Below are 25,332 nucleotides of genomic sequence, written 5' to 3' on the forward strand. Positions count from 1 at the left end.
AGCGGCAGCGGATGGCAGCCGATCGTAGTGGAGAGCAATCATTCTTCTCCAATATCCTAAATTCTTTGTATTAGTAAATATTGTTTGCTATACTTTCTCTGAAGTAACATTGGACTTTAATTTTTATAAAAAGGGGAATTCCTTGATGATTATTCAACCTAAAACTCGCGGATTTATATGTACAACAGCCCATCCAGAGGGATGCGCCAAACAAATACAACAACAAATTGAATATGTAAAAGCACAAAAGAAAATTGAGGGACCTGCTAATGTACTAGTCATTGGCGCTTCTACCGGATACGGACTAGCTTCCAGAATTTCAGCCGCTTTCGGTGCTGGAGCCAACACTATTGGTGTTTTCTTTGATAAAGCTGCTGAAGGTCAACGTACAGCTTCTGCTGGCTGGTACAACTCCGCAGCTTTTGAACAACAAGCAGCGCAGCTTGGACTTAAATCTCACAGCATAGTTGGCGATGCCTTCTCCGATGCTATCAAAGAGAAGACCATTGAATTGATTAAAGCTGAATATGGCTCAGTTGATTTAGTTGTCTATAGTGTCGCTTCACCACGCCGCACTCATCCGGTAACAGGAGAAACCTTCTCCTCCGTCATTAAACCAGTGGGAACCGCTTATTCAAACAAAACCTTGAACTTCCACACAGGTGAAGTTTCCATGACCACTATTGAGCCTGCTTCAGAAGAGGAAGTACGTCAGACCATCGCAGTTATGGGCGGCGAAGATTGGAGAATGTGGATCGATCAGCTTCAAGCAGCTGGCGTGCTTGCCGATGGAGCTACAACCGTTGCTTACTCCTATATCGGGCCTGAAATCACTCACCCTATCTATCGCGACGGAACGATTGGTCAAGCCAAACATGATCTGGAACAAACAGCGATCCAACTGAATGATCGCCTGTCCACTCAAGGTGGACGTGCTTTTGTTTCCGTGAACAAAGCTCTGGTAACCCAATCCAGCTCCGCGATTCCTGTAGTCCCTCTTTATATCTCTGCATTGTATGAAGTAATGAAGGAAAAAGGGCTGCACGAGAACTGTATTGAACAAATGTACCGTTTATTCTCTGAGCATCTTTACAGTGGGGACGAAGCTACTGCTGACGGAGGCTGCTTGATCCGAATTGATGACTGGGAAATGCGTGAGGATGTTCAGACTGAGGTTATGAAACGTTGGGACGAGCTGACAACCGACAATGCAGGTGAGCTTGCTGATCTTGAAGGCTACCGCCAAGATTTCTTTAACCTGTTTGGTTTTAGAACAGAGGGTGTAGACTACGAAGCTGATATTGATCCTAATGTCGACATTCCAAATATGTATTAATAACTGATCTATAGACAAATGAGGTTATCTCTGAAGTAGTGAATTCTACTGACGAGATAACCTCTTTCTCTTTTAGATAGACATTGGCTTACCTCCCCTCTTTATGATATGGTTTGATTGAATACTGCATGTTCTACTAACATTCGAAGGAGTGAGTCACTTTTGGTTAAAAAAATTAGTGTAGCAAACGGCGCACTTGAGGTGTCACAAATTTCGCTTGGCTGTATGCGGATTGCTGATTTATCTGCAAAAGAAGCAGATACACATGTACATAGTGCCCTCGAGCTCGGAATAGACTTTTTTGACCACGCCGACATCTACGCAGCTGGCAAAGCCGAAGAAGTATTCGCAGGTGTACTGGAGAACAATCCGGGTATGCGTGATAAAATGATGATCCAAACCAAATGCGGAATCCGCAACGGTTTTTTTGATTTCTCCAAGGAACATATCCTGCAATCCGTGGAAGGCAGCCTTAAGCGCTTGAAAACAGACTATATCGACGTCCTACTGCTTCACCGTCCTGACACGCTATTTGAGCCAGAAGAAGTCGCTGAGGCTTTTGATATTCTGGAAAGCAAAGGTATGGTCAAACACTTTGGTGTCAGCAATCAGAACCCGTTGCAAATCGAGCTGCTTAAGAAAAATGTAAAGCAACCGCTGCTGTTCAACCAGCTGCAATTGAGCATTATGGTCACTGGCATGATTGATACAGGTTTCAATGTGAATATGACTAACTCCGGTTCAGTTGTTCATGATGGCGGGATTTTGGAGTACAGTCGCCTGCATGACATGACCATTCAGCCTTGGTCGCCTTTCCAATATGGCTTCTTTGAAGGCGTATTCTTAGATAACGATAAGTTCCCTGAATTGAACGAGGTCATTAACCGCTTAGCAGCTGAAAAAGACGTAACCAATACAGCGATTGCCATCGCATGGATTCTCAGACATCCGGCAAATATGCAGCCTGTCGTTGGCACAACTAATACGCAGCGCTTGCGTGATATTGCCAAAGCTTCCAATATTACTCTCACTCGGCAAGAATGGTATGAAATCTACCGTGCTGCCGGCAATGTCCTTCCATAAACACCTAAAGCCACGAGGTACGTTATTAACGTACGCCGTGGCTTTTTTACCAGAGAGCGATTCAATCCTCACGTTCTAGTAAAACTAGATAGACAGCGTCAAGATATTCGTATACTCACAAAAAGAACACAAAAAATAATAACTACTACCGAAATACTTAAGATCATAGTTGTTCTTTTGTTATCCTTTTTCATAATACATCCTTCCTCTCTATAGATGCACATCTCTCTTTTCAAAAGAAATTAAAGCAACGCTCAAGCAAACTCCTATGATTACAACAGGGATTAGGATCATACGAACACCCTCGTTTAGGGTATATATTTCATGTGAATTTACAGCAGAGAATTTAAAAATTTGCGTCGTTAGCGTATTTTCAGAAATCACTCTCAGATATACATACGAAGAGTCTTTCAGATAACCACTGAGCAGAAAATCGCCAAATACAAAAACAAACGTGGCAATAACAGCGGTAGCCGATTTTTTCATCAATACTCCTAACAACAGCACGACAGCGGAATAAGCTGCGAGATACAAAATATTGAATCCAATAGCCCCCATAGCAACGATAAACTTCCCCTCTAAGCTTTCATTTCCGATATGGGAACCCGTAACAAGCGCTGCCAGCATATACAATACATAAAAAAGACCAAAAAATTGAATTACCCACCATAATACAACTTTTAATTCGGTCAGATATTTTCCCAGTAAATATAATGACCTGCTCTGACCCGAAGCGATAATGGTTTGAACCGACCCATACTCAAATCCCTCGGTAGCAAAAAAACAAACGTAAATCGGAATAATGAAATACAGAAAAAAAGATAACTGAATGCTAGTAATTAAAGGCTCTAAAGGACCGTCTATATCAAATCCTACTTGTACCCCCATCCAAACCAGTAATAAGGCGCTTCCAAACAGCAAAAGAAGACTTATCCCCTTGAACATGGGATCCTTGGTTACATAATAAGCTTCAGCCTTAAGAAAATTCCTCATTCGTTACCTCCAGCAATTAGATCCATATAATAGTTCTCAAGATTTGGTGCCGACAGGTTAATCCCTTCAATATGGATGCCCCGCTTTAGAAAAAAAGACATCAGCTCTTCCAGATTTGTACTCTCTTTAGGAATTTGAATTTCTCCAGCTTCGCTGATCGTAATGGTTTCTAGTTGGAGTTCACTTTTCAAAATCTGAAGTGTCGCTGCGGGATCAGCCGTTCGAATACAGATCTTTGTTTCCGCCGTATGTAAGAGTTCCTCCGCAGAAGCTTCTTTGATTAACCTTCCTTTATGAATAAAACCGTATTGGGTCGCAAGTAGCTGCAACTCACTTAAAATATGACTGGATATTAGTATAGTCACTCCTTGCTCTTTGGATAGCTTCTCCAGGATCTTTCGCACTTCTACAATGCCTGACGGATCAAGACCATTAATAGGCTCGTCCAATACCAGAAATTTGGGATCGTTAAGTAGAGCAATAGCCAGACCTAAACGTTGTTTCATCCCAAGGGAGTATTCTGAGGTTAGCTTAGAACCGGCATCTGCCAGAGAAACTGCCTGCAATACTTCCGCAATTCTGCTCTTATCCTTAATTCCAAACGCACGGCAATAAAACGTAAGATTTTGCTTCGCATTTAGATTAGGATAAAGCGCTGGCCTTTCAATTAGAAATCCAACCTTTCGCCTCGCCTCGTGAACAGCTTTTTTTTCCTTTTTTTCAAAAAGAGAGATTTCGCCATGTGTCGGATGTACCAATCCGCCTATTATTTTCATTAATGTAGTTTTACCTGCCCCATTTTCGCCAACAAACCCATAAATATCTCCTACCCCAATCGTCATATAGACATCCTGAAGCGCAAAAGACTCTCCGTATTGTTTGCATAAACCTCTGGCCTCAAAGATCGTTTGAGTCAAATCAAACACTCCTCTTTTCACTTTTCCACATCCTAACATGTTGTCATGGACACTACATTCAAACTGTAACAATCAAGTTAGTTAATGTAATTATTAAGAAGGATTTGTATAATGTGACTTATATGGTCGACAAATTCCCGGATATTTTGGACAATTCTTGTCGAAAGGAATGATAAAGTGATACGTATTGCTGTCTGTGATGATGACTTTCCCACTACTGAATTAATAGAGAGACTTATTCTGGAGACTCAAAGGAATTTCACAAGGAAAATAGAGGTGTCGATCTTTTATTCCGGAGAAAGCTTCACTAAGGCCATTCAAGAAGCCTGCTCGTTTGATATTATTTTTATGGACATTGAAATGGCGGATATGGATGGAATAAAAGCTGGGTATGTGCTGCGGGGAAATGATGAAAATGATCTAGTGCAGCTTATCTATGTCTCTAGTCATGATGAATATCATCTGCAACTCTTCGATGTTCAGCCCTCGGGATTTATAAAGAAACCTATCGATTCAGAGATATTTAAGCAAAAACTGATTTCTACGATTGAAAAAGTAATTCGCAAGCTGCAGCAAGGCAAAAAAAACTTCTTATCACTACAGCAAAAAGGAAAAGAAATTCTAATCCCCTATCGAAATATCATCTATCTGGAAAGCAACCGGCGGAGAATTATTCTTTATTCCTGCAAGGATCAACTCGACTACTACAGTACACTAAACGAGGAAGAGCAGAAGCTTCCTGTGAGCGATTTTGTCCGAATCCATCAATCATACATCGTTAACTTTTACTTTATTAAAGAAATCAGCAACCAGGGAGTAATTCTCCTTAATGGCGAAGCCTTACCCATTAGTGCAAAATACAGTGCCGATTTCAAGAAAAAATATCTGAAATTCAGGGGGAGTCTTGTTGGATAATATCTTTCTGGAGGAGTTATTCTATCTAGTAACGCTTCCACTTTTACCTATCATCATTCATTACTTCTACAGCCATTGTTTCGTTAGCCGACTTACCACCAAAGCCAATCTTGTTATCGTGTACTCCCTATATTTCCTCTGTATTGTCTTTCTGCACTATAGCTCACTGCCAGGCTCAATCCTACTCACTCTCAATATTGGCCTGATTGCTCTCTTATCTTTTTTTTACAATGGAAATATCAAATGGCGGATCGTTGCCGCTCTTTTTCTGGTTGCGCTTATTACGCTTAGTGAGTTATCACTGCCCCTATTTTACTCGACAAAGGGATATATTCTGAACCAGTTTCTTTCCAAGCTGCTGATGTTTATATTAGCTTTTGTATCCGTGCGCGTAGCTAAAGCCTTTGGAAATGGCGGGTTATCTAAATGGTATTGGGTTCTATTATTTATTTGCCCTTCTATAAGCACACTAGGGATCTACAGCTTCGCATCCAGCCTTTATATGCAGTCCTTCCCTACCCTTGTTCCAATCCTATCCACAGGACTACTCATTATAAATTTATTGATATTTATCTTATGTGACCGTATGTTAGTTATCCAATCTGCGCAGAACCAAAGTTATTTACTTGAGCAACAAAATGCTTACTATGTAAATCAATATCTTTTGACAAAAGAAGTACAGGAAGAATCTTTTAAGTTCCAGCATGATATTAAAAATATTCTCATAGGTTTACGCGCAAAGGTACAATCCGGTGAAGCTGCCAATCTAAATGAGTTGGACAACTTACTGGGGCAAATAGACAATCCAATAGGCGTCAGCAATAGCGGGAATACGATTATTGATTCCATTATCAACTACAAGCAGCAGGTCGCTGAGAAGCATCAGATCCCCTTCAAGTTAGACTTGAACATCCCTGCACAGCTGACGCTCGACACCACAGTTATCAGTGTGATTTTAGGAAATGCACTGGACAATGCCATTGAAGCTTGTTGCGATAAAAGAAATGAAGAGTGCTATATAACCATACATATGCATTATCTTAATGAAAGCTTGTTCATCCGGATTCAGAATCCTTATGTGAATGAAATTCATACGAATCGTTTTGGCGACATCTGCTCCACAAAAACTAATAAATCCGGTCATGGTATAGGCTTGAAAAGTATCCAGAAGGTCGTAGAGGATAGTAATGGTTTAGTAGATATTTCATATAACAATAATCTATTTCAAGTCGAAATTGTTCTTTTTATGGTCCCCTGTAAAAAAAGGATTTAGAAGCTTATCATAAGCTTCATCATAAACCCAAGTGATTCCTTCATCTTTACTGGTAAGATATATAGTTCCTGCCACACCGGTATCTTGATCAATTAACGAGATAGGGAACAGTCCTTCCTTTCTATTAAAGATAGGAGAAAGGGGATTTTTTTTATATTTATCAAACTTTTCTGGAAGCGATACAGCAAGCCTTTCCCAAGTTTGCCCCTGATCTTTGGTCCAATAAATTACAGGACCCTCATCCATATAATATCTGTACCCTAAAAACCCGATATCCGAACTAGAAAACCCCACGCCGGTCAAATGTTCCGAATAAATATCATTTGGATTGCCTATCTCTTTCCACGTCTTACCTCCGTCAGAGGTTTGATATACGTAATTCAGCGCACTCCCAACTCCTTGTGAAGCACCACTGACCAGCCAACCATCATTTTTATTCGTGAAACCGATAAATTTTGTTTCATATCCCATTGCTCCAGGAATAGGATAGTCATTCCATGTCTGTCCCTTATCATTACTGATTAAAACATGCAGCGGCAATGATTTTCCATCTGCAAAACCATAAACAATAGCTGTTTTATCCTCGGATATAAAATAACCGGTGTTCTCTTGCCCCATTCCCAGAACCCCTCCGGTCGTATCCAATTTTAATGGCACATTTGCTTTAACATCTCCATTCCGATATGAAACAGAAACGTTCCCCTCTGCATCTATGGAGTACGAATTGCCAGCATCATTAACAACAACTTGCTCCCCCTCAAAGCCAATGGAATAAATCGTGCCGGGTTTGATGAATTCGCTGCCTTTTATATTAGTGCACGCCGTCAACACGCTGATTACCCCGATCAAGAGCAGGACGGTATAAAATAGAGTGATGCCGTTTCGTTTTTTCTTCGTATTAAGAATAGATATAAACCGCTCTTTCATGGAAATTCCCCTCCATATCTAATATTTCCATTTTGCGAATAGTTTTTGCTAAACCATAGAGATCAGATATTTCTAAATCTGCATCAGGTAGCTTCTTAATTTCATTATTCATGAATCAATCGACTGATCAGACAGTTGTATAACCGTTTCTATTATACAACTGTGTAAATGAAATGCAAGTGATCTGTCCTTCTGTTTCTCTATATCATCGAATGCGAAGCTAACGGTATATACTAGAACTTTGGAAATAGGGTAATTCAGAAGTAGTAGTAGAGGAAAATCTAATGCTCCTATTAGAAATTCAATAAGCTCTGAAAATGAAAAAGGTCTATAAAATCGCTTATTAAGCAATCTTATAGACCTTTTTAGTATACGGTGAGAGGATCGAACCTATCGATATTTATTTTGAACGCATTAATAGATATAGAAAATAAGGCACACTCAGCATTGTTACAATAATTCCTGCGGGAATATCTGACTTAAAGCTGACCGTTCGAGCAATCGTATCCGCTACAAGCAGCAATAGCGCACCAATAAGCGCTGAAGTAGGTAGAAGCACTTTGTAGTCGTGACCTACCAGCTTGCGAGCCACATGCGGACTAATCAATCCAATAAAGAAGATCGAGCCCCCGAGCGCTACACAGCCAGAAGCTATGCCTACAGCCGCAATCGCCAAGCGCAAAAATTTCTTCTTTACAGCGACTCCTAATCCTATCGAAATTTCGTTGCCTAGCACCAAGACGTTCAATGTCCTGAAATTAGAAAGAATATATGCGAATAGCAGCAATACCCAAGGTGCCAACAAGCTGATATAAGACCACTTGTCCCCCCATAAATATCCTGCTTGCCAACGCTGCGCAAACTCATACTTCTGGTCATCAAGCTTTAAAGTCAGGAATAGCGACAGCGCACTAAACCCCATATTGATTGCAACACCAGTCAAGACAAGTCGTGTAGAAGAAATCATACGACGTTTTCTATAGGCTAGAACATAGATCAGAGCTGCTGCCAGCAGACCACCTAAGAATGCCATAGATGGCAGTAATAATGTTATAGCGGCGCCTTGAATGCTTACCGTTGAGATAATCAGCAACACCATAAGACCTGAACCTGAGCTAATACCAAGCATGCCGGGATCAGCCAGATCATTGCGCAGCAAAGCCTGCATAACTGCACCTGCCAGTGCCATCCCAAATCCAACAAGTATCGCTAATACGATCCGAGGAAGACGAAACTTATAAACAACGAGATTATGCTCCTCTGGACCTTGTCCAAGCAATACTTGAAATACTTCAAGTGGATTGAGGGACACCTTTCCCATATTAAGACTAAGAATAGCTCCTGCAATAAGCAGTATTAAAAGAGATAGAATCCATATTGTAGCCTTATGCGATTTAACAACATTCATTTGAAGGCTCTCCTCTCTTTGCTCGCAATTAGCAAGAAGAAAGGAACACCAATCATTGCAAAAATAATGCCCAGTGCTGTCTCTGCCGGACGATTAATCAGCCTTCCTGCGATATCCGCTACAACCATAAGTGCGCCGCCGTAAATGGCTGATGCCGGAATAATATAACGATAATCTACCCCTACAAAAAAACGCATAATATGCGGAATAATCAACCCTACAAAGCCGATTGGCCCTACAAGTGCAACAGCTACACCCGCTAGTAAAAGGACCGCAAGCGTAGCTATCATCTTAACGAGAACGATCCGTTGCCCGAAGCCTTTCGCAATCTCTTCCCCCAAGTTTAAAACAGTGATAGAGCGTGCAATGAATAGTGACAAAGCCAGTCCACCTAAGAACCAAGGTATAACTAGCCTAATTTCCACCCATGTTGCTCCAGCCACACTACCCGAAGTCCAATAAGCAAGGGCACGACCAATTCCATAGTTTAATGAGATAAATGACCCCACAGCTCCAAATAGCATTGTAATTGATATTCCAGCTAGCACCAGTCGTTGAGGTGTCATTCCTGAACGATTCAATGAAGCGGCAAGATACGTTAATCCTGCTCCAAGTCCTGCGCCAATAAAGCTAACCAGCAAGGTTGTTGTCTGCAGTTGTCCTGGAAGAAAAACCAGTGTAACGGCCATTGCAAGTGCTGCTCCTGCATTTACTCCCATTAATCCGGAATCTGCTAAGGGATTTCGCGTATAGCCCTGCATAACCGCTCCTGCTACCGCGAGACACATACCTGCAATAATATCAGCTGCTGTACGCGGAATACGAAGGGCATGAATAATCTGATGCTCGGTCAGTTCAGGATCAAAATTAAAAATCGCTGTCCATGCCATCTTCAGGCTCATAGAAGCAGAGCCAAATGAGATAGAAGCTGCTACTGAAAGCAGCAGCAGCAGTATCCCTAGGAGTAGAAACAGACCGAAATACGATTTCCCTCTTAAATCAGGGATAACGGTTGTTCTATCATCTAGCTTTCTATTTTTTTTCATACGCTGACACTAGCTTCTCAACTACAAAATCTAGCTGCTTATCAAGAGAGTAGATATCGGAATAATATGAAAAATCAAACCCAATTTCGATCAATCTACCTTCTTTGATTGCTGGAATGCTGTTCCAAATTGGATTGTCTGACAAATCATCAGCCCCATCCCATACAGAGCGGAACACGAAGTCTCCTATATACTCAGGTAACACCTCTAAGGAAACAAACCCTCCAGTAGCCTTCTCTCTGCCATCAATCTTTTTCTGAAGAATCTCTGGTGCTTTTAGCCCTAAATATTCATAAATGATCTGAGAGCCCCTTCCATAAAGCTTGCTATCGATCACCGCCATCTCTTTTTTGCCGCCTTCGATAATGGTTACTGTCTTATCCAAAATTCCAAGTTCATCAAGCTGCTGCTTGCTCTTCTCCAACTTCTCGTGGAAATTATCTAATAGAGCTTGTGCCTCCTGCTCCTTGCCAAATACCTCGCCAATCTTCATTACACGTTCATCCGTCGCCATTTTTTCATAAGGAATTGGAACGGTCGGTGCAATATCCTTAAGGATTTCGTAAGTTTCTTCAGAAGCAGCTATGATCAAGTCCGGCTTTACTGCCATAATAGCCTCTGGATTAGGCTCATACCATGAACCTAGATCTTCAATCCCCCCCAGCTCTTCTGCAAAGGCCGCTCCTTCAAAGACACTCGAAGTCCCTACTGGCTTAATGCCGAGGGCCACAAGATCCCCTTGAAGGTATAACACGACAACCCTCTTTGGATTAGCTGGAACAACAATGTCTCCCTTTATTGTAGAGATAGTTCTTGTCTGAGCCTCCTTATTGGCATTGTCAATTGCAGTTGAATTATTTGCTGGTGATGATGTAACTTCAGAAGCTTTGGATCCATTAGAATTTGTGGCATTAGAACCAACACTTGCAGATCCACATGCACTTAATAGCAAGGTAAAGCTAAGCAACATCGCTACAATAAAACTTGACGTCTTTGTTAATCTCATAGGTGAAGACCCTCCGGTTATTTCATTTTGATAATAGTAATGATAATGATTATCATACTCAATAACATTATATCGGGAGGATATGTGCTCGCCAATGGAGAATTTGGCGGTGGTAAATGGACGATTGTCCGATGAGCTCACCTGCCTGCTTTCCTTGCGGAACCGGATGGGAGATTGACCATTGTATTTACTGAACATGCGACTGAAGTAATATACATCGTTATATCCAACTTCTTCTGCAATATCGCGAAGTGGAGCATCGGTACATCGTAATAGCTCTTCTGCATGTTTAAGCCGGAACCGTATCAAATATTCAATCAAGCTAAACCCTGTCTCCCCTTTAAAGCGGGTTGATAAATGACGAGGGCTGTAATTAAATTGCTCCGCTATAGATTCTAGTGATAAATTATGACGATAATGCTCCTCAATATAACGGACAACCTGCCCAATGACATCCGGTTGCCTGAGGTTAATTCCATCCTTTGTAAACTGCTTTAATAATTCATGTATAAACTGATAGAACAAGCCTTTAACTTGAATTCTTTCCAATTGGCTTCCTTGTGCCCAAAGTTGTTCCATTGCCATTAGTTGATAGTGCAGTGGTAATGGCTCCAAAGACTCGAAGCTATACTGCATCCGAAATGGATTGCTGCGTTCTAAAAGTCTTGCTAAATCCTTTCTTCCTGGCAAGGAGGCTCTATAGAATAATAAATAGTATTCAAACAACTTCCCTGTCTCTATACTTAGTCTCATGCCCTTGCCACCATGCACAATAAAGTGACGGTCTGCGTCGTAATCTATGCCGTTGAGATTCAAGCTGGCCGTACCCCGCACACAGTAGATAAATCCACATGCTGGTAATACATAGCCTTGCAGCTTGTCCCCAGGCTTCATCACAGCATGTCGAATATCAAGTACTTTAACAGCGGCATAATTCCATGCGAAAATATGATCTTCCAGCTTCATCTTTGCCATACACTCCGATCTGCTCCACAATCTATTTGAATTAATTATATTTCACAATAAATGATAATGATTATCAATTAGTATTAGGTAGTTCCTCTATTTTGTCAATCGCTGTTTAGTATCATGATTGCTTATAGCTTTCGAAGTGGAGCTTCCTCAGGAATGCCTCTATCTCATTCACATATCCTCTTACATTAATCTTTCTGGGTACAACTAAGTCCAATTTCTTATTCATACTTGAAGGATGTATCAAAAGTTTTCCGGCACAGGCATGAACGGAATTGTAAAAAAACAAACAAAAAAGTTCATCAGATATAGTATCTAATGAACTTTGAGTTGATTTAGTTGGTACCGGTGAGAGGACTCGAACCTCCACGGTTTCCCTCTCGATTTTGAGTCGAGCGCGTCTGCCATTCCGCCACACCGGCAAAGTATTAAGTTAAAATATGGCGCGCCCTGAGAGATTCGAACTCCCGGCCTTTTGATTCGTAGTCAAACGCTCTATCCAGCTGAGCTAAGGGCGCAAAATTTATATGGAGCGGACGACGGGAATCGAACCCGCGACCCTCGCCTTGGCAAGGCGATGCTCTACCGCTGAGCCACGTCCGCACACGGTATGTATTGATGTCCGACTCACTAAAGAAGTGAGCCATGAAGGACTCGAACCTTCGACACCCTGATTAAAAGTCAGGTGCTCTACCAACTGAGCTAATGGCTCATAAAGCAAGAAAATGGCGGAACCGACGGGATTCGAACCCGCGGTCTCCTGCGTGACAGGCAGGCATGTTAGGCCAACTACACCACGGTTCCAGAAGAATAATTGCTTAATGAAAATTGGTTGCGGGGGCAGGATTTGAACCTGCGACCTTCGGGTTATGAGCCCGACGAGCTACCGGGCTGCTCCACCCCGCGTCAGTAAAAAAGTATTAATTCCCTTGGATTCCTCGGAAAGTATCCGGAATCCTTAGTGAAGCATTAACTTCACTTTTGGGGATGTGTTATGGTGGAGGCTGAGGGGATCGAACCCCCGACCCTCTGCTTGTAAGGCAGATGCTCTCCCAGCTGAGCTAAGCCTCCATGTAAAGAAGCAACTTAATTATCATAACATAATCAAATCTGTAATGCAACCATTTTTTCTAGAAGTCTGATGCTGTTTCAAGAAGAAGTGGTGACCCGTATGGGATTCGAACCCATGTTACCTCCGTGAAAGGGAGGTGTCTTAACCCCTTGACCAACGGGCCGTTTTAAAAACAAATTGTTTTGACAACAAAAAAGATTATATCATGTATTATTAAGTATAGCAATACCTAAACTAATTATTTTTCTTTTTACTCTTCCCTAGGTAATAGATTGATATGAAGCTTTTGAGATATTATCTCAACGATTTCACCTATAGTTCTATCATTCGTGTCTAAATGCTGCTTAAATACCTCGTGACAAGCCCTCTGATGCACCTGTCGATCTGCTGAGCAGCCCAAGGGTCTTTTCCTTCACTCTAACGCTTAATCTCTTAAGCAAGGTCTCTCGGCAGGCACACAAACTAAAAAGATAAAGCTCTATACCTCCATCAATGAACTTGCCGATGATTTCACTGCAATAATCTAGATTCATTATGGTCATAGGCACGATAATTATTCCATTATATTCGCTAGCTATGTTTTTCTTCTATACATTTCATATGCGGTTTGTGTCTTCCCTGAACCAAAAGCACCATTGATCCATATAATCATGATCATTTGCCTCCATGAACTAATTTTCATTCAAAATCCACTTCACAGTGATTGCCTATCCTTATAATAAGCTGCTAAATATCGTACAACAAAAAAACCACTGTCGATTACTCAACAGTGGTCTTGCGTGCTTGGCAACGTCCTACTCTCCCAGGACCCTTCGGTCCAAGTACCATCGGCGCTGGAGGGCTTAACGGTCGTGTTCGGGATGGGTACGCGTGGAACCCCTCCGCTATCGCCACCAAACGGGCATTTGCGGTACAAATGCATTATTCAGGTCTCAGCATCGCCAAATGCTGAAAACAAATTCATCATCATACAGTCACTTGGACTATATAAATCTGAGCTTGATGCCTGAAAACTGAATCCGAAACAAATCTGCATTCTACGTATAGGATAAGCCCTCGACCGATTAGTATTGGTCAGCTCCATGCATTACTGCACTTCCACCTCCAACCTATCTACCTCGTCGTCTTCAAGGGGTCTTACTAATTGGGAAATCTCATCTTGAGGGGGGCTTCACGCTTAGATGCTTTCAGCGCTTATCCCGTCCGTACGTAGCTACCCAGCCATGCTCCTGGCGGAACAACTGGTGCACCAGCGGTACGTCCATCCCGGTCCTCTCGTACTAAGGACAGCTCCTCTCAAATTTCCTGCGCCCACGACAGATAGGGACCGAACTGTCTCACGACGTTCTGAACCCAGCTCGCGTACCGCTTTAATGGGCGAACAGCCCAACCCTTGGGACCTACTTCAGCCCCAGGATGCGATGAGCCGACATCGAGGTGCCAAACCTCCCCGTCGATGTGGACTCTTGGGGGAGATAAGCCTGTTATCCCCAGGGTAGCTTTTATCCGTTGAGCGATGGCCCTTCCATGCGGTACCACCGGATCACTAAGTCCGACTTTCGTCCCTGCTCGACTTGTAGGTCTCGCAGTCAAGCTCCCTTATGCCTTTGCACTCTGCGAATGATTTCCAACCATTCTGAGGGAACCTTGGAACGCCTCCGTTACTCTTTAGGAGGCGACCGCCCCAGTCAAACTGCCCGCCTGACACGGTCCCCGTACCCGGTAAGGGTACTAGGTTAGAACCTAGATACGATCAGGGTGGTATCCCAACGGCGCCTCCACCGAAGCTTGCGCTCCGATTTCTACGGCTCCCACCTATCCTGTACAGATCGTACCCAAATTCAATATCAAGCTGCAGTAAAGCTCCATGGGGTCTTTCCGTCTTGTCGCGGGTAACCTGCATCTTCACAGGTATTAAAATTTCACCGGATCTCTCGTTGAGACAGCGCCCAAGTCGTTACGCCATTCGTGCGGGTCAGAATTTACCTGACAAGGAATTTCGCTACCTTAGGACCGTTATAGTTACGGCCGCCGTTTACTGGGGCTTCGGTTCATAGCTTCGGGTTACCCCTAACCACTCCCCTTAACCTTCCAGCACCGGGCAGGCGTCAGCCCGTATACTTCGCCTTGCGGCTTCGCACAGACCTGTGTTTTTGCTAAACAGTCGCTTGGGCCTTTTCACTGCGGCCCCCTCGTGCTATTCACACTACCGGGGCACCCCTTCTCCCGAAGTTACGGGGTCATTTTGCCGAGTTCCTTAACGAGAGTTCTTCCGCGCGCCTTAGAATTCTCTTCTCGCCTACCTGTGTCGGTTTGCGGTACGGGCACCTTCTCCTGGCTAGAGGCTTTTCTTGGCAGTGTGAGATCATGACCTTCGCTACTACAATTTTCGCTCCCCATCACAGCCCAGCCTTAATGATGTGCGGATTTGCCTACACATCAGCCTCACTGCTTAGACGGACATCCATCAGTCCGCGTCACTACCCTCCTGCGTCACCCCATCGCTCATAGCGGATTACGGTGGTACAGTAATTTCAAACTGTTGTCCTTCGACTACGCCTTTCGGCCTCGCCTTAGGTCCCGACTTACCCTGAGCGGACGAGCCTTCCTCAGGAAACCTTGGGCTTTCGGCGGATCAGATTCTCACTGATCTTTTCGTTACTCATACCGGCATTCTCACTTGTGTAGTGTCCAGCGCTCTTTTCAGTACACCTTCAACCCCTACACAACGCTCCCCTACCCCAGATACATACGTATCTAGCCATAGCTTCGGTGGTGTGTTTAGCCCCGTTACATTTTCGGCGCAGAGTCACTCGACCAGTGAGCTATTACGCACTCTTTCAATGGTGGCTGCTTCTAAGCCAACATCCTGGTTGTCTGTGCAACTCCACATCCTTTCCCACTTAACACACACTTGGGGACCTTAGCTGATGGTCTGGGCTGTTTCCCTTTTGACAATGGATCTTAGCACTCACTGTCTGACTCCCGGCAATAAGTATATGGCATTCGGAGTTTGACTGAGCTTGGTAATCCTTGCGGACCCCGCACCCAATCAGTGCTCTACCTCCACTACTCTTATACCGAGGCTAGCCCTAAAGCTATTTCGGGGAGAACCAGCTATCTCCGAGTTCGATTGGAATTTCTCCGCTACCCCCACCTCATCCCCGCACTTTTCAACGTACGTGGGTTCGGGCCTCCAGTGCGTGTTACCGCACCTTCACCCTGGACAGGGGTAGATCACACGGTTTCGGGTCTACGTCCACATACTAATTCGCCCTATTCAGACTCGCTTTCGCTGCGGCTCCACCTTCTCGGCTTAACCTTGCATGTTAAACGTAACTCGCCGGTTCATTCTACAAAAGGCACGCCATCACCCATTAATAGGGCTCTGACTTTTTGTAAGCACACGGTTTCAGGTTCTATTTCACTCCCCTTCCGGGGTGCTTTTCACCTTTCCCTCACGGTACTGTTTCACTATCGGTCGCCAGGTAGTATTTAGCCTTAGCAGATGGTCCTGCTGGATTCATACGGGGTTTCACGTGCCCCGCACTACTCGGGATCCGTCTCGGAGAGAACACAGTTTAGGTTACAGGGCTTTTACCTCTATCGCGGGCCTTTCCAGACCTCTTCACCTACCATATTCCTTTGTAACTCCATGTGAGACGTCCCACAACCCCTAAGAGCAAGCTCTTAGGTTTAGGCTGTTCCGCGTTCGCTCGCCGCTACTGACGGAATCACTATTGTTTTCTCTTCCTCAGGGTACTTAGATGTTTCAGTTCCCCTGGTCTGCCTCTACATTTCCTATGTATTCAGAAATGAGTAACTGCGAATTACCACAGCTGGGTTTCCCCATTCGGACACCCCCGGATCAAAGCTTGCTTACAGCTCCCCGAGGCAGTTTCGTTGTTCGCCACGTCCTTCGTCGGCTCCTGGCGCCTAGGCATCCTCCGTGTGCTCTTATTAGCTTAACCTTGATTCTTCCGAAGAAAAATCTCACTAATAACATTTACTTGTTTGCACAAGTTGCTAAAAGATGTTCTAAAACGCAAATTCGTTTCGGTATCCAGTTTTCAAGGATCAAGTCTTACTTGAGAGCTTAAACTCTCAAAACTGAGCAACGAGTGAGTAACAGGCCTAAACCTGAGTTTTGGAAGTTAAACTTCCGATTTGAATGTCCTCATTGCAGAGAACGATTCTCCATAGAAAGGAGGTGATCCAGCCGCACCTTCCGATACGGCTACCTTGTTACGACTTCACCCCAATCATCTACCCCACCTTCGGCGGCTGGCTCCCTTGCGGGTTACCCCACCGACTTCGGGTGTTGTAAACTCTCGTGGTGTGACGGGCGGTGTGTACAAGACCCGGGAACGTATTCACCGCGGCATGCTGATCCGCGATTACTAGCAATTCCGACTTCATGCAGGCGAGTTGCAGCCTGCAATCCGAACTGAGACCGGCTTTGATGGGATTGGCTCCACCTCGCGGCTTCGCTTCCCGTTGTACCGGCCATTGTAGTACGTGTGTAGCCCAGGTCATAAGGGGCATGATGATTTGACGTCATCCCCACCTTCCTCCGGTTTGTCACCGGCAGTCACTCTAGAGTGCCCAGCATTACCTGCTGGCAACTAAAGTTAAGGGTTGCGCTCGTTGCGGGACTTAACCCAACATCTCACGACACGAGCTGACGACAACCATGCACCACCTGTCTCCTCTGTCCCGAAGGCCGCTGCTATCTCTAGCAGATTCAGAGGGATGTCAAGACCTGGTAAGGTTCTTCGCGTTGCTTCGAATTAAACCACATACTCCACTGCTTGTGCGGGTCCCCGTCAATTCCTTTGAGTTTCAGTCTTGCGACCGTACTCCCCAGGCGGAGTGCTTACTGTGTTAACTTCGGCACCAAGGGTATCGAAACCCCTAACACCTAGCACTCATCGTTTACGGCGTGGACTACCAGGGTATCTAATCCTGTTTGCTCCCCACGCTTTCGCGCCTCAGCGTCAGTTACAGCCCAGAAAGTCGCCTTCGCCACTGGTGTTCCTCCACATATCTACGCATTTCACCGCTACACGTGGAATTCCACTTTCCTCTTCTGTACTCAAGCCACCCAGTTTCCAGTGCGACCTCAGGTTGAGCCCAAGGTTTAAACACCAGACTTAAATAGCCGCCTGCGCGCGCTTTACGCCCAATAATTCCGGACAACGCTTGCCCCCTACGTATTACCGCGGCTGCTGGCACGTAGTTAGCCGGGGCTTTCTTCTCAGGTACCGTCACTCCGGTAGCAGTTACTCTACCGGACGTTCTTCCCTGGCAACAGAGCTTTACGATCCGAAAACCTTCATCACTCACGCGGCGTTGCTCCGTCAGGCTTTCGCCCATTGCGGAAGATTCCCTACTGCTGCCTCCCGTAGGAGTCTGGGCCGTGTCTCAGTCCCAGTGTGGCCGTTCACCCTCTCAGGTCGGCTACGCATCGTCGCCTTGGTGGGCCGTTACCCCACCAACTAGCTAATGCGCCGCAGGCCCATCCCTCAGTGACAGATTGCTCCGTCTTTCATTCTTCTCTCAGGAGAAAAAAGAAATTATCCGGTATTAGCTACCGTTTCCGGTAGTTATCCCAGTCTGAAGGGCAGGTTGCCTACGTGTTACTCACCCGTCCGCCGCTAAGTTATTTTGAAAGCAAGCTTTCAAAATAACTCCGCTCGACTTGCATGTATTAGGCACGCCGCCAGCGTTCGTCCTGAGCCAGGATCAAACTCTCCAATTAGTATTGAAAAGAGCGATATGCTCATTTTGAAACATCTGACGAGAAAATTAATTCTCTAATTTTGGATTTCACTTACGTGATTTCCTACTCACTCGTTGTTCAGTTTTCAAAGATCAAGTTCTCGTTGGCGCCGTTTAATGTCTCAGCAGCAACTCTTATAATATATCATGCTTTCTGATTTATTGCAACTCTTTTTTTTCAAAGTTCTTTGCAATCTAATTCAGATTAACATTCACCAACCGAAAGCTTTATAGTTCCTCTTTGCGACTGGATTTATAATGTACCATATATCCCTATATAAAAACAATACTTAAAAATTTATATTTTATAAATAAGTGCTTTTGCCCCACTTTATTTAACATCTTTTATCCCTATTTACCTATAAAAAAACGTGTAGATTCTAAGGATACAGAATCTACACGTAAGTCAAACAACGGCTTAATATATAAATTTATTAGTTTGAAATCCAAGGATTTCTACGTTTTTTAGTACTCGCTGCTGAACCTTGAGATTTCGTAGCAGTTTTGCTTTTCTTGCTACTAGGTTGACCTGAGGTCTTTGCTTTTTTGCCTGTTGCTGTTTCCTTTGCTACATTCCCCTTATTCTTGAGAGAAGCGTTAGAAGTTGACTCATCAGTCTCTGTTCTAGCCGTTTCGGGAGATTCCTGCACGAACGCTTCAGGTTCTTGAATTTCCGGCACCCGATTATGCTGCGAATAATTACCTATCCCTGGATACTGCGGATTGGATGGAATATTAGAGTTATCCGGTCCACCAAATGCTCCAAGCGTAGAAGTAGGTACCATTCCCTGATTAGGCATTCCTGCTCCATATGCGGAAAAAGCGTTTGGATTCCCATATTCAGGATAGGTGTTATATACAGGCATGTCATATGAATAAGTTTGCACTGGTTGAATATGCACGCCTCCGCACCCACAAGTTGGCCAAGGAAGGTTCGGCGTCTGTCCTCCATATTGAGGAACAGCATACGGGGAGAAATCCCCGCCAACATTCATGCCAGCAACATTAGCCTCCATCGGATTCCACTGTCCTGGACTCATATTAGGGGCAGCATTGGGATTCCATTGCTCTGGGCTTATGTTTGGCGCGGCATTGGGATTCCATTGTTCTGGGCTCACGTTAGGCGCTGCATTGGGATTCCATTGCTCTGGGCTTATGTTTGGCGCAGCATTGGGATTCCATTGCTCTGGGCTTATGTTTGGCGCGGCATTGGGATTCCATTGCTCTGGGCTTATGTTTGGCGCGGCATTGGGATTCCACTGTTCTGGACTCATATTAGAATACATATTGCCCGAAAAATAACATGGTGAAATACATTCTGGTGCATAAGCCATTGGCTGAACATAACTTGGTGCCCAGTTCATGTTCATATTAGGGCTATTTTGATATGAATCATAGAGATAAGGATTTCCTCCCAGGCCCGGGTATCCGTTGGAATTATCCCATGTGCAATCATTGTCTGCTTTCTTCTCAGCTTTAGGTGCTTCTTGTTGAGCAATCGGTTCTTGATTTGGAACCGTAATCTGAACAAATAAACTCTGCATTTCAATTTCTTGCACTGGAGCAACTTCCATTTGCATATTAGGCGCAGGATTGGGTGCAATATTTTGTGTATTAATAGGGGCGATGTTTAGCGATGGGTGTGGTGCAGAATTGGATTCAGGTGAGATATTTGTCACTGGTTTAGGTGCAGGTTTAGCTTCTGGCTTGGTCTCTGGTTTTACTTCTGGTTTAGTTTCTGGTTTAGGTGCAGGCACTACTTCAGCAGCAGGCTGTTCTTTGGGACCTGTATATTCCTTGCCACCCACCTGCGTTTTCTCTGACGCGTTAGACGGTGTATACCCAGGCTGTGTCGGTGAGGTATTGGATACTTTTTTAGGAATATTAACTACTTCCCCTAACATAAGTACATTTGGATTCTTTAGTTGGGGATTGGCCTCAACCATATCCTTCAAAGGAATTCCCCAGGCTTTAGATAATTTCCACAAGGTATCTCCTTGTTTAACGGTGTGCTTGTAGTAAACTTCACTGTTCTCCGGTACGGATACAGGGGCCGTAGGTATTTTTACTTTGTCTCCAACCGCTAACACATTCGGATTACTGATCTGCGGGTTTGCTTCAATAATTTTTTGTAACGGCACTCCGTACTTTTGCGATAATGCATACAAACTATCGCCTTGTTTGACAATGTGTATTTTCACGTAGCATTAACCTCCTAAAAGTTTTGTGGAGTATTGCTTTCTTTACAGCTACACAGCAAAACTGACTTCGAAAGCAAACACCCTTTTCATGGAACATTGCTCTCTTACAAAGTTATATGCGGTACAGCCGCCTCCTTCGTTACTACATCTTATGCAGCCCATGGGCGAATGACATCCCCGAAATAAAAAAAATCCTTTCATGATCCATGAAAAGATTAACCGGAGACTCCCGTTTTCTTCTGCATGTATGCATAAAAGGACTTCTGATGCGTATTCAATGCTATTTACGTTGTATGATTAGTCTTTATTCCCAAACCTTATAGCCATCTTTATCAACCACATTACGGAACTCTTCGAGCAGCTTCAAAGTGATTGGACCCGCTTGTCCTTCACCAATGATCCGGCCGTCAATTTCACGTGCAGCAATAACCTCAGCAGCTGTGCCAGTGAAGAACACCTCGTCCGCTATATAAACATCATGCATTGTGAACGGTTCTTCTTTCAGTTTAATACCTAATTTCTCGCAGAGCTCAATGATCGCCAGACGGGTAATTCCTTCAAGGGCTCCCAAGTAACATGGAGGAGTGAAAACTACACCATTTTTGATGATGAAAATGTTATCGCCCGATCCCTCAGTAACATAACCTTGAGCGTTCATCATGATGGCTTCGTCGGCTTCTGCCAAGTTGGATTGGATTTTTACTAGGATATTGTTTAGGTAATTAAGCGATTTGATCTTTGGATTGAGTGCATCCGGAATATTACGGCGTTGGGACACAGAAACTGCACGAAGTCCGTTCAAATACGCTTGTTCTGGGTAAATAGCCAGTTGTTCAACGATAATAATTACACTAGCTTTTGGACAACGGCGTGGATCAAGACCTAAGTTCCCTGGTCCCCGGGAGACGATCAGTCGAATATAACCGTTCCGCATGTCATTAAGACGAATCGTTTCAGCCATAGCCTCCAGCATCTCATCATACGTTAGCGGAATGTCCAGCATGATCGATTTTGCCGAATCATACAGTCTGTCCAAATGCTCTTTACATTTAAAAATATTGCCGTTATAGATACGGATACCTTCAAAAATACCGTCTCCATACAAAAAACCGTGATCAAAAACGGATACCTTTGCATTTTCCTTCGTTACGTGTTGTCCATCCAAATAGATCCATTGCTCAGCCATGAATTTACTGCACCTCCGCTTTCTCTTCCTCATAGGTGTATGTGGGATACGAGCCCAGAATCCTTACCTGACAGCCTAAAGCACTAATTTCTTCAATAGCCCCTGGCAGCAGAACAGATTCTATCGGTTCCAGCACATCAATATAAAAATAATAAGTACCCAGCTTCTTCTTCGTTGGTCGTGATTCAATACGCGATAAATTCAGTTTCCGCCAGGAAAAAGCAGCAAGCACCTGATGCAAGGCACCTGGAAAATCCTCTGGCAGCGTTACTAGAACACTCGTCTTTACTCCTGTGCTGCTCCGCGGAAGATCTATCTTCTGTGGACCAACCAGGACAAACCGTGTGTAATTGTTGTTGTGATCTGTAATTTGCCGATCTACAATCTCCAGCCCATGAGTAGCGGCGCCAAGAGCGGTACCGATAGCAGCCCAGCCCTTGCCGGGATTGTTTTTGACGATTTCCACAGCTTCAGAGGTACTTCCAACCGACTCCAGTTCAGCCCAAGGGGCATGCTTACGAACAAATTGCATACATTGCGCCATTGCTACGGGGTGCGAAAGGATTTTTACCATCTTGGTGAAATCCTTGTTGCCGTCTGTATCTGTGAATTCCCTTGGGTTACCGATAAGATTCTGTATCGATGGAAAAATCCATTCCGTCTGCATTGGCAGATCCACTTCATTGATGAGCCAATCGATGTGAAGACTAACTGAGCCTTCAATGGTATTTTCAATCGGAATCACGCTGTAATCGGTGGTACCATTCGCCGTAGAGAGAAATACATCGGAAATTAACTTGTGATGCACAAGCTTTACAGGTTCACCGTTAAACAAATGCAGCAGCGCTTCGTGGGATACCGAGCCCTGCGGCAATACCGCTATTGATTTCATGACCGTACTCCTTTTATCATATCCAAAAATGATACGTTTTGCATCTCGTTTATTTCGAACAGCTCTGTAGTAACTCCAGAAGCACAAGGTGTTAACCAGCAGGTCCGAGCGGAAATGCCATGTTCCTGCATCGTATTCTTCAAGAAGGCCTCAAGCTCACTCTTACGGGTCTCTTGGCGATCCACTAAACATAGCAGAGTCGGTCCAGCACCGCTAAGTGCGATCCCTAAAGCACCGTGTTCAGGAGCTTCTGCGAGCAGCTTCTCCATGCCCGGTATAAGCGGTGCACGATACGGCTGATGCAGGCGATCCTGCATCGCTCTGCTAAGCAGGTCAAGCCGGCCTGATGCCAGCGAAGCCGTCAATAGAGAGGTTCTGCTGATGTTGTACACAGCATCACTAACTGAGATTTCTGTTGGAAGCAATCCCCGCGCTTTTGTGGTTTCCAGTTCAAATTCAGGAATAACCACCAGCACCTCAAGATTTTGTGGTGGTTCTAGCCGAACATAATCCGCATGTTCACCATCCCACACGGCAGTAATAATGCCGCCAAACAAGGAGGCACCCACATTATCGGGATGTTTCTCAAGCTGGGTAGCCATATCAAACAGCTTAGCATTATCCAGCGGAGAGCCAATCATTGTGTTCGCTGCGGCCATTCCGCCAATAATAGCTGAGGCACTGCTGCCGAGTCCACGCGTAAGCGGAATCTCCGAGTACATGGTTATCGATAATTCAGGCACCGTAACGCCTGCCTCTGCAAATACCATTTGAGCGACCTTATAGAGTAAATTGCTCTTATCCTGAGCCACTCCATTCATCTCATCACCATATAGATGAAAAACAGTCTCCTCTGCTTCCTCCATCTCAATCCAGGCATATAGCGGCAAAGCCATACCCAGAGTATCGAAGCCCGGACCAAGATTGGCAGTACTAGCAGGCACTTTAACCCTAGCTCTTCCGTAAATACTCATAACAGGTACAATCTCCTTACTATGTTTTGAAATATGAAAGTATTAGTTCAGTGGCTTGGTTAACCTTCCACACGATAATGGCTCTTAATCCGGCGGATGACTTTCAGCTCCTCGAAATGGCGCAGCACTTTGTTCATGCTTGCTTTACTAGCGTTATGAGTGACAATAATGATCTCCGCATCAGGATTATTGGGATTGGCTTGCTGAACTACTGAATCCAAACTTACATCATATTCGGCAAACACTTGAGTAATCTTAGCCAATACCCCTGCTTTATCATCAACATGCAGAAGCAAAAAGTTTTTATAAAAAATAGCTTCATCACTCTTAAGCTTTTTCTGCTTGTAAGGTACTTTTTGCTTCAATCCATTCACACCTAGTTTAAGGTTCTTAATGACAGCTACCAAATCAGCTACCACTGAGGTTGCAGTTGGCATTGCGCCCGCACCCGCACCGTAGAACATGGTCTCTCCCACTGCTTCCCCGTATACGTAAACTGCGTTGAACACGCCATTGACGGAAGCCAAGGGATGACTAGCCCGAATCAAGGTTGGCTGAACACTGATGCTGAATTCTTCATCCTGACGTTCAGCGATGCCTAACAGCTTAATTTCATATCCGAGACGTTTCGCAAAGGCGATATCCGCCTTACTCACCTGAGAAATCCCACTCACACTTACATCATGCAGCTCCACATTAGTACGGAAACCTAAGGTTCCGAGAATCGCCATTTTGCGGGCAGCGTCCAGGCCTTCCACATCCGAGGTTGGATCAGACTCTGCGTATCCCAGATCCTGCGCTTCTTTTAACACATCATTATAGGATGCGCCTTCTTGGCTCATTTTGGTTAGTATGTAATTAGTCGTTCCATTCACGATACCTATAATCTTCATAATCTTATCTGAGGAAAAGCCCTCGATAAGTGTGCGGATAATCGGAATGCCTCCTGCTACGCTAGCCTCATAAAAGACATCACATTGCTTCTCCTGCGCCTTAGCAAGAATCTCCGAGCCGTGCAGCGCCATCAAATCCTTGTTCGCAGTTACGACATGTTTACCGCGTTCCAAAGCTTCAAGAATATATTCTTTGGTTCCCGCGATTCCCCCCATAACTTCAACGATGACATCAATTTCAGGATCACGAATCACATCCCATGGATCTGTCGTTATTTTAGCAGGATCAACCTCGATTTCGCGTGGTTTATTAGAATTATTCACAGCTATACGTTCAATGACAATTGAAGAGCCTACCTGGCTGCTTAAATCCTCTTGATTCCCTTCCACGATACGAACTACACCTGTGCCTACTGTTCCCAGGCCCAGCAACCCCACTTTAACCGGCTTCATCTGT

The 25,332-nt window shown here is 44.4% G+C and carries 17 protein-coding genes, 8 tRNA genes and 3 rRNA genes; 4 read left to right on the forward strand and 24 right to left on the reverse strand.

Annotated features, from left to right (window positions below; all coding sequences use genetic code 11):
- Window positions 1-145 precede the first annotated feature (145 nt).
- Window positions 146-1,336 (forward strand): enoyl-ACP reductase FabV, encoded by a 1,191-nt coding sequence (fabV, locus tag MHI15_RS07635; protein WP_341164296.1) that lies wholly within the window; start codon window positions 146-148, stop codon window positions 1,334-1,336.
- A gap of 162 nt (window positions 1,337-1,498) precedes the next feature.
- Window positions 1,499-2,419, forward strand: a complete 921-nt coding sequence (locus tag MHI15_RS07640; protein ID WP_256719037.1) for an aldo/keto reductase — start codon at window positions 1,499-1,501, stop codon at window positions 2,417-2,419.
- A gap of 210 nt (window positions 2,420-2,629) precedes the next feature.
- On the opposite strand, the gene MHI15_RS07645 is transcribed toward MHI15_RS07640, so the two are convergent.
- Both MHI15_RS07645 and MHI15_RS07650 read right to left on the reverse strand, forming a co-directional pair.
- Window positions 2,630-3,412, reverse strand: coding sequence for a hypothetical protein (locus MHI15_RS07645; protein ID WP_076130409.1), 783 nt, complete (start codon window positions 3,410-3,412; stop codon window positions 2,630-2,632).
- The gene (locus tag MHI15_RS07650; protein WP_341164297.1) at window positions 3,409-4,350 is read right to left on the reverse strand and encodes an ABC transporter ATP-binding protein; all 942 of its coding nucleotides are present in this window, start codon (window positions 4,348-4,350) and stop codon (window positions 3,409-3,411) included. The genes MHI15_RS07645 and MHI15_RS07650 overlap by 4 nt, the downstream gene beginning before the upstream one ends.
- A 156-nt stretch (window positions 4,351-4,506) precedes the next feature.
- Between MHI15_RS07650 and MHI15_RS07655 the strand changes: the two genes are divergently transcribed.
- Together MHI15_RS07655 and MHI15_RS07660 are read left to right on the forward strand one after the other, a co-directional pair.
- Window positions 4,507-5,244 carry a LytR/AlgR family response regulator transcription factor gene (locus tag MHI15_RS07655; protein ID WP_080742573.1) on the forward strand — a complete coding sequence of 246 codons (738 nt, stop codon included), beginning with the start codon at window positions 4,507-4,509 and terminating at the stop codon, window positions 5,242-5,244.
- A complete protein-coding gene (locus tag MHI15_RS07660) occupies window positions 5,237-6,517 on the forward strand; it encodes a sensor histidine kinase (protein WP_038573017.1) in 1,281 nt (426 codons plus the stop codon). Before MHI15_RS07655 ends, MHI15_RS07660 begins: the two co-directional genes overlap by 8 nt.
- On the opposite strand, the gene MHI15_RS07665 is transcribed toward MHI15_RS07660, so the two are convergent.
- The 22 genes from MHI15_RS07665 to MHI15_RS07770 form a co-directional block, all read right to left on the reverse strand.
- On the reverse strand, window positions 6,464-7,444 hold the full coding sequence (locus tag MHI15_RS07665; protein ID WP_341164298.1) for a WD40/YVTN/BNR-like repeat-containing protein: 981 nt from the start codon (window positions 7,442-7,444) through the stop codon (window positions 6,464-6,466). The genes MHI15_RS07660 and MHI15_RS07665 overlap by 54 nt on opposite strands.
- Window positions 7,416-7,556, reverse strand: a complete 141-nt coding sequence (locus MHI15_RS07670) for a hypothetical protein (protein WP_175619940.1) — start codon at window positions 7,554-7,556, stop codon at window positions 7,416-7,418. The genes MHI15_RS07665 and MHI15_RS07670 overlap by 29 nt, the downstream gene beginning before the upstream one ends.
- A 288-nt stretch (window positions 7,557-7,844) precedes the next feature.
- Entirely contained in the window at window positions 7,845-8,852 is a 1,008-nt protein-coding gene (locus MHI15_RS07675; RefSeq protein WP_076098983.1) for a FecCD family ABC transporter permease, read from the reverse strand.
- Entirely contained in the window at window positions 8,849-9,898 is a 1,050-nt protein-coding gene (locus MHI15_RS07680) for a FecCD family ABC transporter permease (protein WP_080742574.1), read from the reverse strand. The genes MHI15_RS07675 and MHI15_RS07680 overlap by 4 nt, the downstream gene beginning before the upstream one ends.
- Entirely contained in the window at window positions 9,885-11,879 is a 1,995-nt protein-coding gene (locus MHI15_RS07685; protein WP_256717574.1) for an AraC family transcriptional regulator, read from the reverse strand. The genes MHI15_RS07680 and MHI15_RS07685 overlap by 14 nt, the downstream gene beginning before the upstream one ends.
- 337 nt (window positions 11,880-12,216) lie before the next feature.
- A tRNA-Leu gene (locus MHI15_RS07690) sits at window positions 12,217-12,298 on the reverse strand.
- 19 nt (window positions 12,299-12,317) lie between these two features.
- A tRNA-Arg gene (locus MHI15_RS07695) sits at window positions 12,318-12,394 on the reverse strand.
- A 10-nt stretch (window positions 12,395-12,404) separates the two neighbouring features.
- Window positions 12,405-12,479: transfer RNA gene (locus MHI15_RS07700), tRNA-Gly, on the reverse strand.
- Window positions 12,480-12,515: 36 nt separating this feature from the next.
- Window positions 12,516-12,588 (reverse strand) — tRNA-Lys (locus MHI15_RS07705).
- A gap of 14 nt (window positions 12,589-12,602) precedes the next feature.
- Window positions 12,603-12,680: transfer RNA gene (locus tag MHI15_RS07710), tRNA-Asp, on the reverse strand.
- A 25-nt stretch (window positions 12,681-12,705) separates the two neighbouring features.
- Window positions 12,706-12,782 (reverse strand) — tRNA-Met (locus MHI15_RS07715).
- Between the two features lie 89 nt (window positions 12,783-12,871).
- Window positions 12,872-12,947 (reverse strand) — tRNA-Val (locus MHI15_RS07720).
- A gap of 89 nt (window positions 12,948-13,036) precedes the next feature.
- A tRNA-Glu gene (locus tag MHI15_RS07725) sits at window positions 13,037-13,111 on the reverse strand.
- 181 nt (window positions 13,112-13,292) lie between these two features.
- Window positions 13,293-13,481 (reverse strand): hypothetical protein, encoded by a 189-nt coding sequence (locus MHI15_RS07730; protein WP_341164299.1) that lies wholly within the window; start codon window positions 13,479-13,481, stop codon window positions 13,293-13,295.
- A gap of 248 nt (window positions 13,482-13,729) precedes the next feature.
- Window positions 13,730-13,846, reverse strand: a 5S ribosomal RNA gene (gene rrf / locus MHI15_RS07735).
- 146 nt (window positions 13,847-13,992) lie between these two features.
- Window positions 13,993-16,919, reverse strand: a 23S ribosomal RNA gene (locus MHI15_RS07740).
- A 232-nt stretch (window positions 16,920-17,151) separates the two neighbouring features.
- Window positions 17,152-18,709, reverse strand: a 16S ribosomal RNA gene (locus tag MHI15_RS07745).
- Together the 16S, 23S and 5S rRNA genes form the textbook arrangement of a ribosomal RNA operon.
- 454 nt (window positions 18,710-19,163) lie before the next feature.
- Window positions 19,164-20,930, reverse strand: coding sequence for a LysM peptidoglycan-binding domain-containing protein (locus tag MHI15_RS07750; protein ID WP_076309136.1), 1,767 nt, complete (start codon window positions 20,928-20,930; stop codon window positions 19,164-19,166).
- Between the two features lie 304 nt (window positions 20,931-21,234).
- A complete protein-coding gene (gene ilvE, locus MHI15_RS07755) occupies window positions 21,235-22,116 on the reverse strand; it encodes a branched-chain-amino-acid transaminase (RefSeq protein WP_036685189.1) in 882 nt (293 codons plus the stop codon).
- A 4-nt stretch (window positions 22,117-22,120) separates the two neighbouring features.
- Window positions 22,121-23,008, reverse strand: coding sequence for a prephenate dehydratase (pheA, locus tag MHI15_RS07760; protein WP_036685188.1), 888 nt, complete (start codon window positions 23,006-23,008; stop codon window positions 22,121-22,123).
- On the reverse strand, window positions 23,005-23,982 hold the full coding sequence (gene thrB, locus MHI15_RS07765; RefSeq protein WP_340397294.1) for a homoserine kinase: 978 nt from the start codon (window positions 23,980-23,982) through the stop codon (window positions 23,005-23,007). Before thrB ends, pheA begins: the two co-directional genes overlap by 4 nt.
- Window positions 23,983-24,041: 59 nt before the next feature.
- Window positions 24,042-25,328 (reverse strand): homoserine dehydrogenase, encoded by a 1,287-nt coding sequence (locus tag MHI15_RS07770; RefSeq protein ID WP_036685184.1) that lies wholly within the window; start codon window positions 25,326-25,328, stop codon window positions 24,042-24,044.
- Window positions 25,329-25,332: the final 4 nt, after the last annotated feature.

Origin of the sequence: Paenibacillus sp. FSL H7-0918 (assembly GCF_038007025.1) — a bacterium.
Classification (GTDB): Bacteria; Bacillota; Bacilli; order Paenibacillales; family Paenibacillaceae; genus Paenibacillus_AQ; species Paenibacillus_AQ odorifer.

Coding starts and splice junctions, on each gene's coding strand:
- fabV (WP_341164296.1), top strand. CDS start 146: ATGATTATTCAACCTAAAACTCGCGGATTTATATGTACAACAGCCCAT.
- pheA (WP_036685188.1), bottom strand. CDS start 23,008: ATGAAATCAATAGCGGTATTGCCGCAGGGCTCGGTATCCCACGAAGCG.
- MHI15_RS07670 (WP_175619940.1), bottom strand. CDS start 7,556: ATGAATAATGAAATTAAGAAGCTACCTGATGCAGATTTAGAAATATCT.
- MHI15_RS07685 (WP_256717574.1), bottom strand. CDS start 11,879: ATGGCAAAGATGAAGCTGGAAGATCATATTTTCGCATGGAATTATGCC.
- MHI15_RS07645 (WP_076130409.1), bottom strand. CDS start 3,412: ATGAGGAATTTTCTTAAGGCTGAAGCTTATTATGTAACCAAGGATCCC.
- MHI15_RS07770 (WP_036685184.1), bottom strand. CDS start 25,328: ATGAAGCCGGTTAAAGTGGGGTTGCTGGGCCTGGGAACAGTAGGCACA.
- MHI15_RS07680 (WP_080742574.1), bottom strand. CDS start 9,898: ATGAAAAAAAATAGAAAGCTAGATGATAGAACAACCGTTATCCCTGAT.
- MHI15_RS07675 (WP_076098983.1), bottom strand. CDS start 8,852: ATGAATGTTGTTAAATCGCATAAGGCTACAATATGGATTCTATCTCTT.
- thrB (WP_340397294.1), bottom strand. CDS start 23,982: ATGAGTATTTACGGAAGAGCTAGGGTTAAAGTGCCTGCTAGTACTGCC.
- MHI15_RS07730 (WP_341164299.1), bottom strand. CDS start 13,481: ATGAATCTAGATTATTGCAGTGAAATCATCGGCAAGTTCATTGATGGA.
- ilvE (WP_036685189.1), bottom strand. CDS start 22,116: ATGGCTGAGCAATGGATCTATTTGGATGGACAACACGTAACGAAGGAA.
- MHI15_RS07665 (WP_341164298.1), bottom strand. CDS start 7,444: ATGAAAGAGCGGTTTATATCTATTCTTAATACGAAGAAAAAACGAAAC.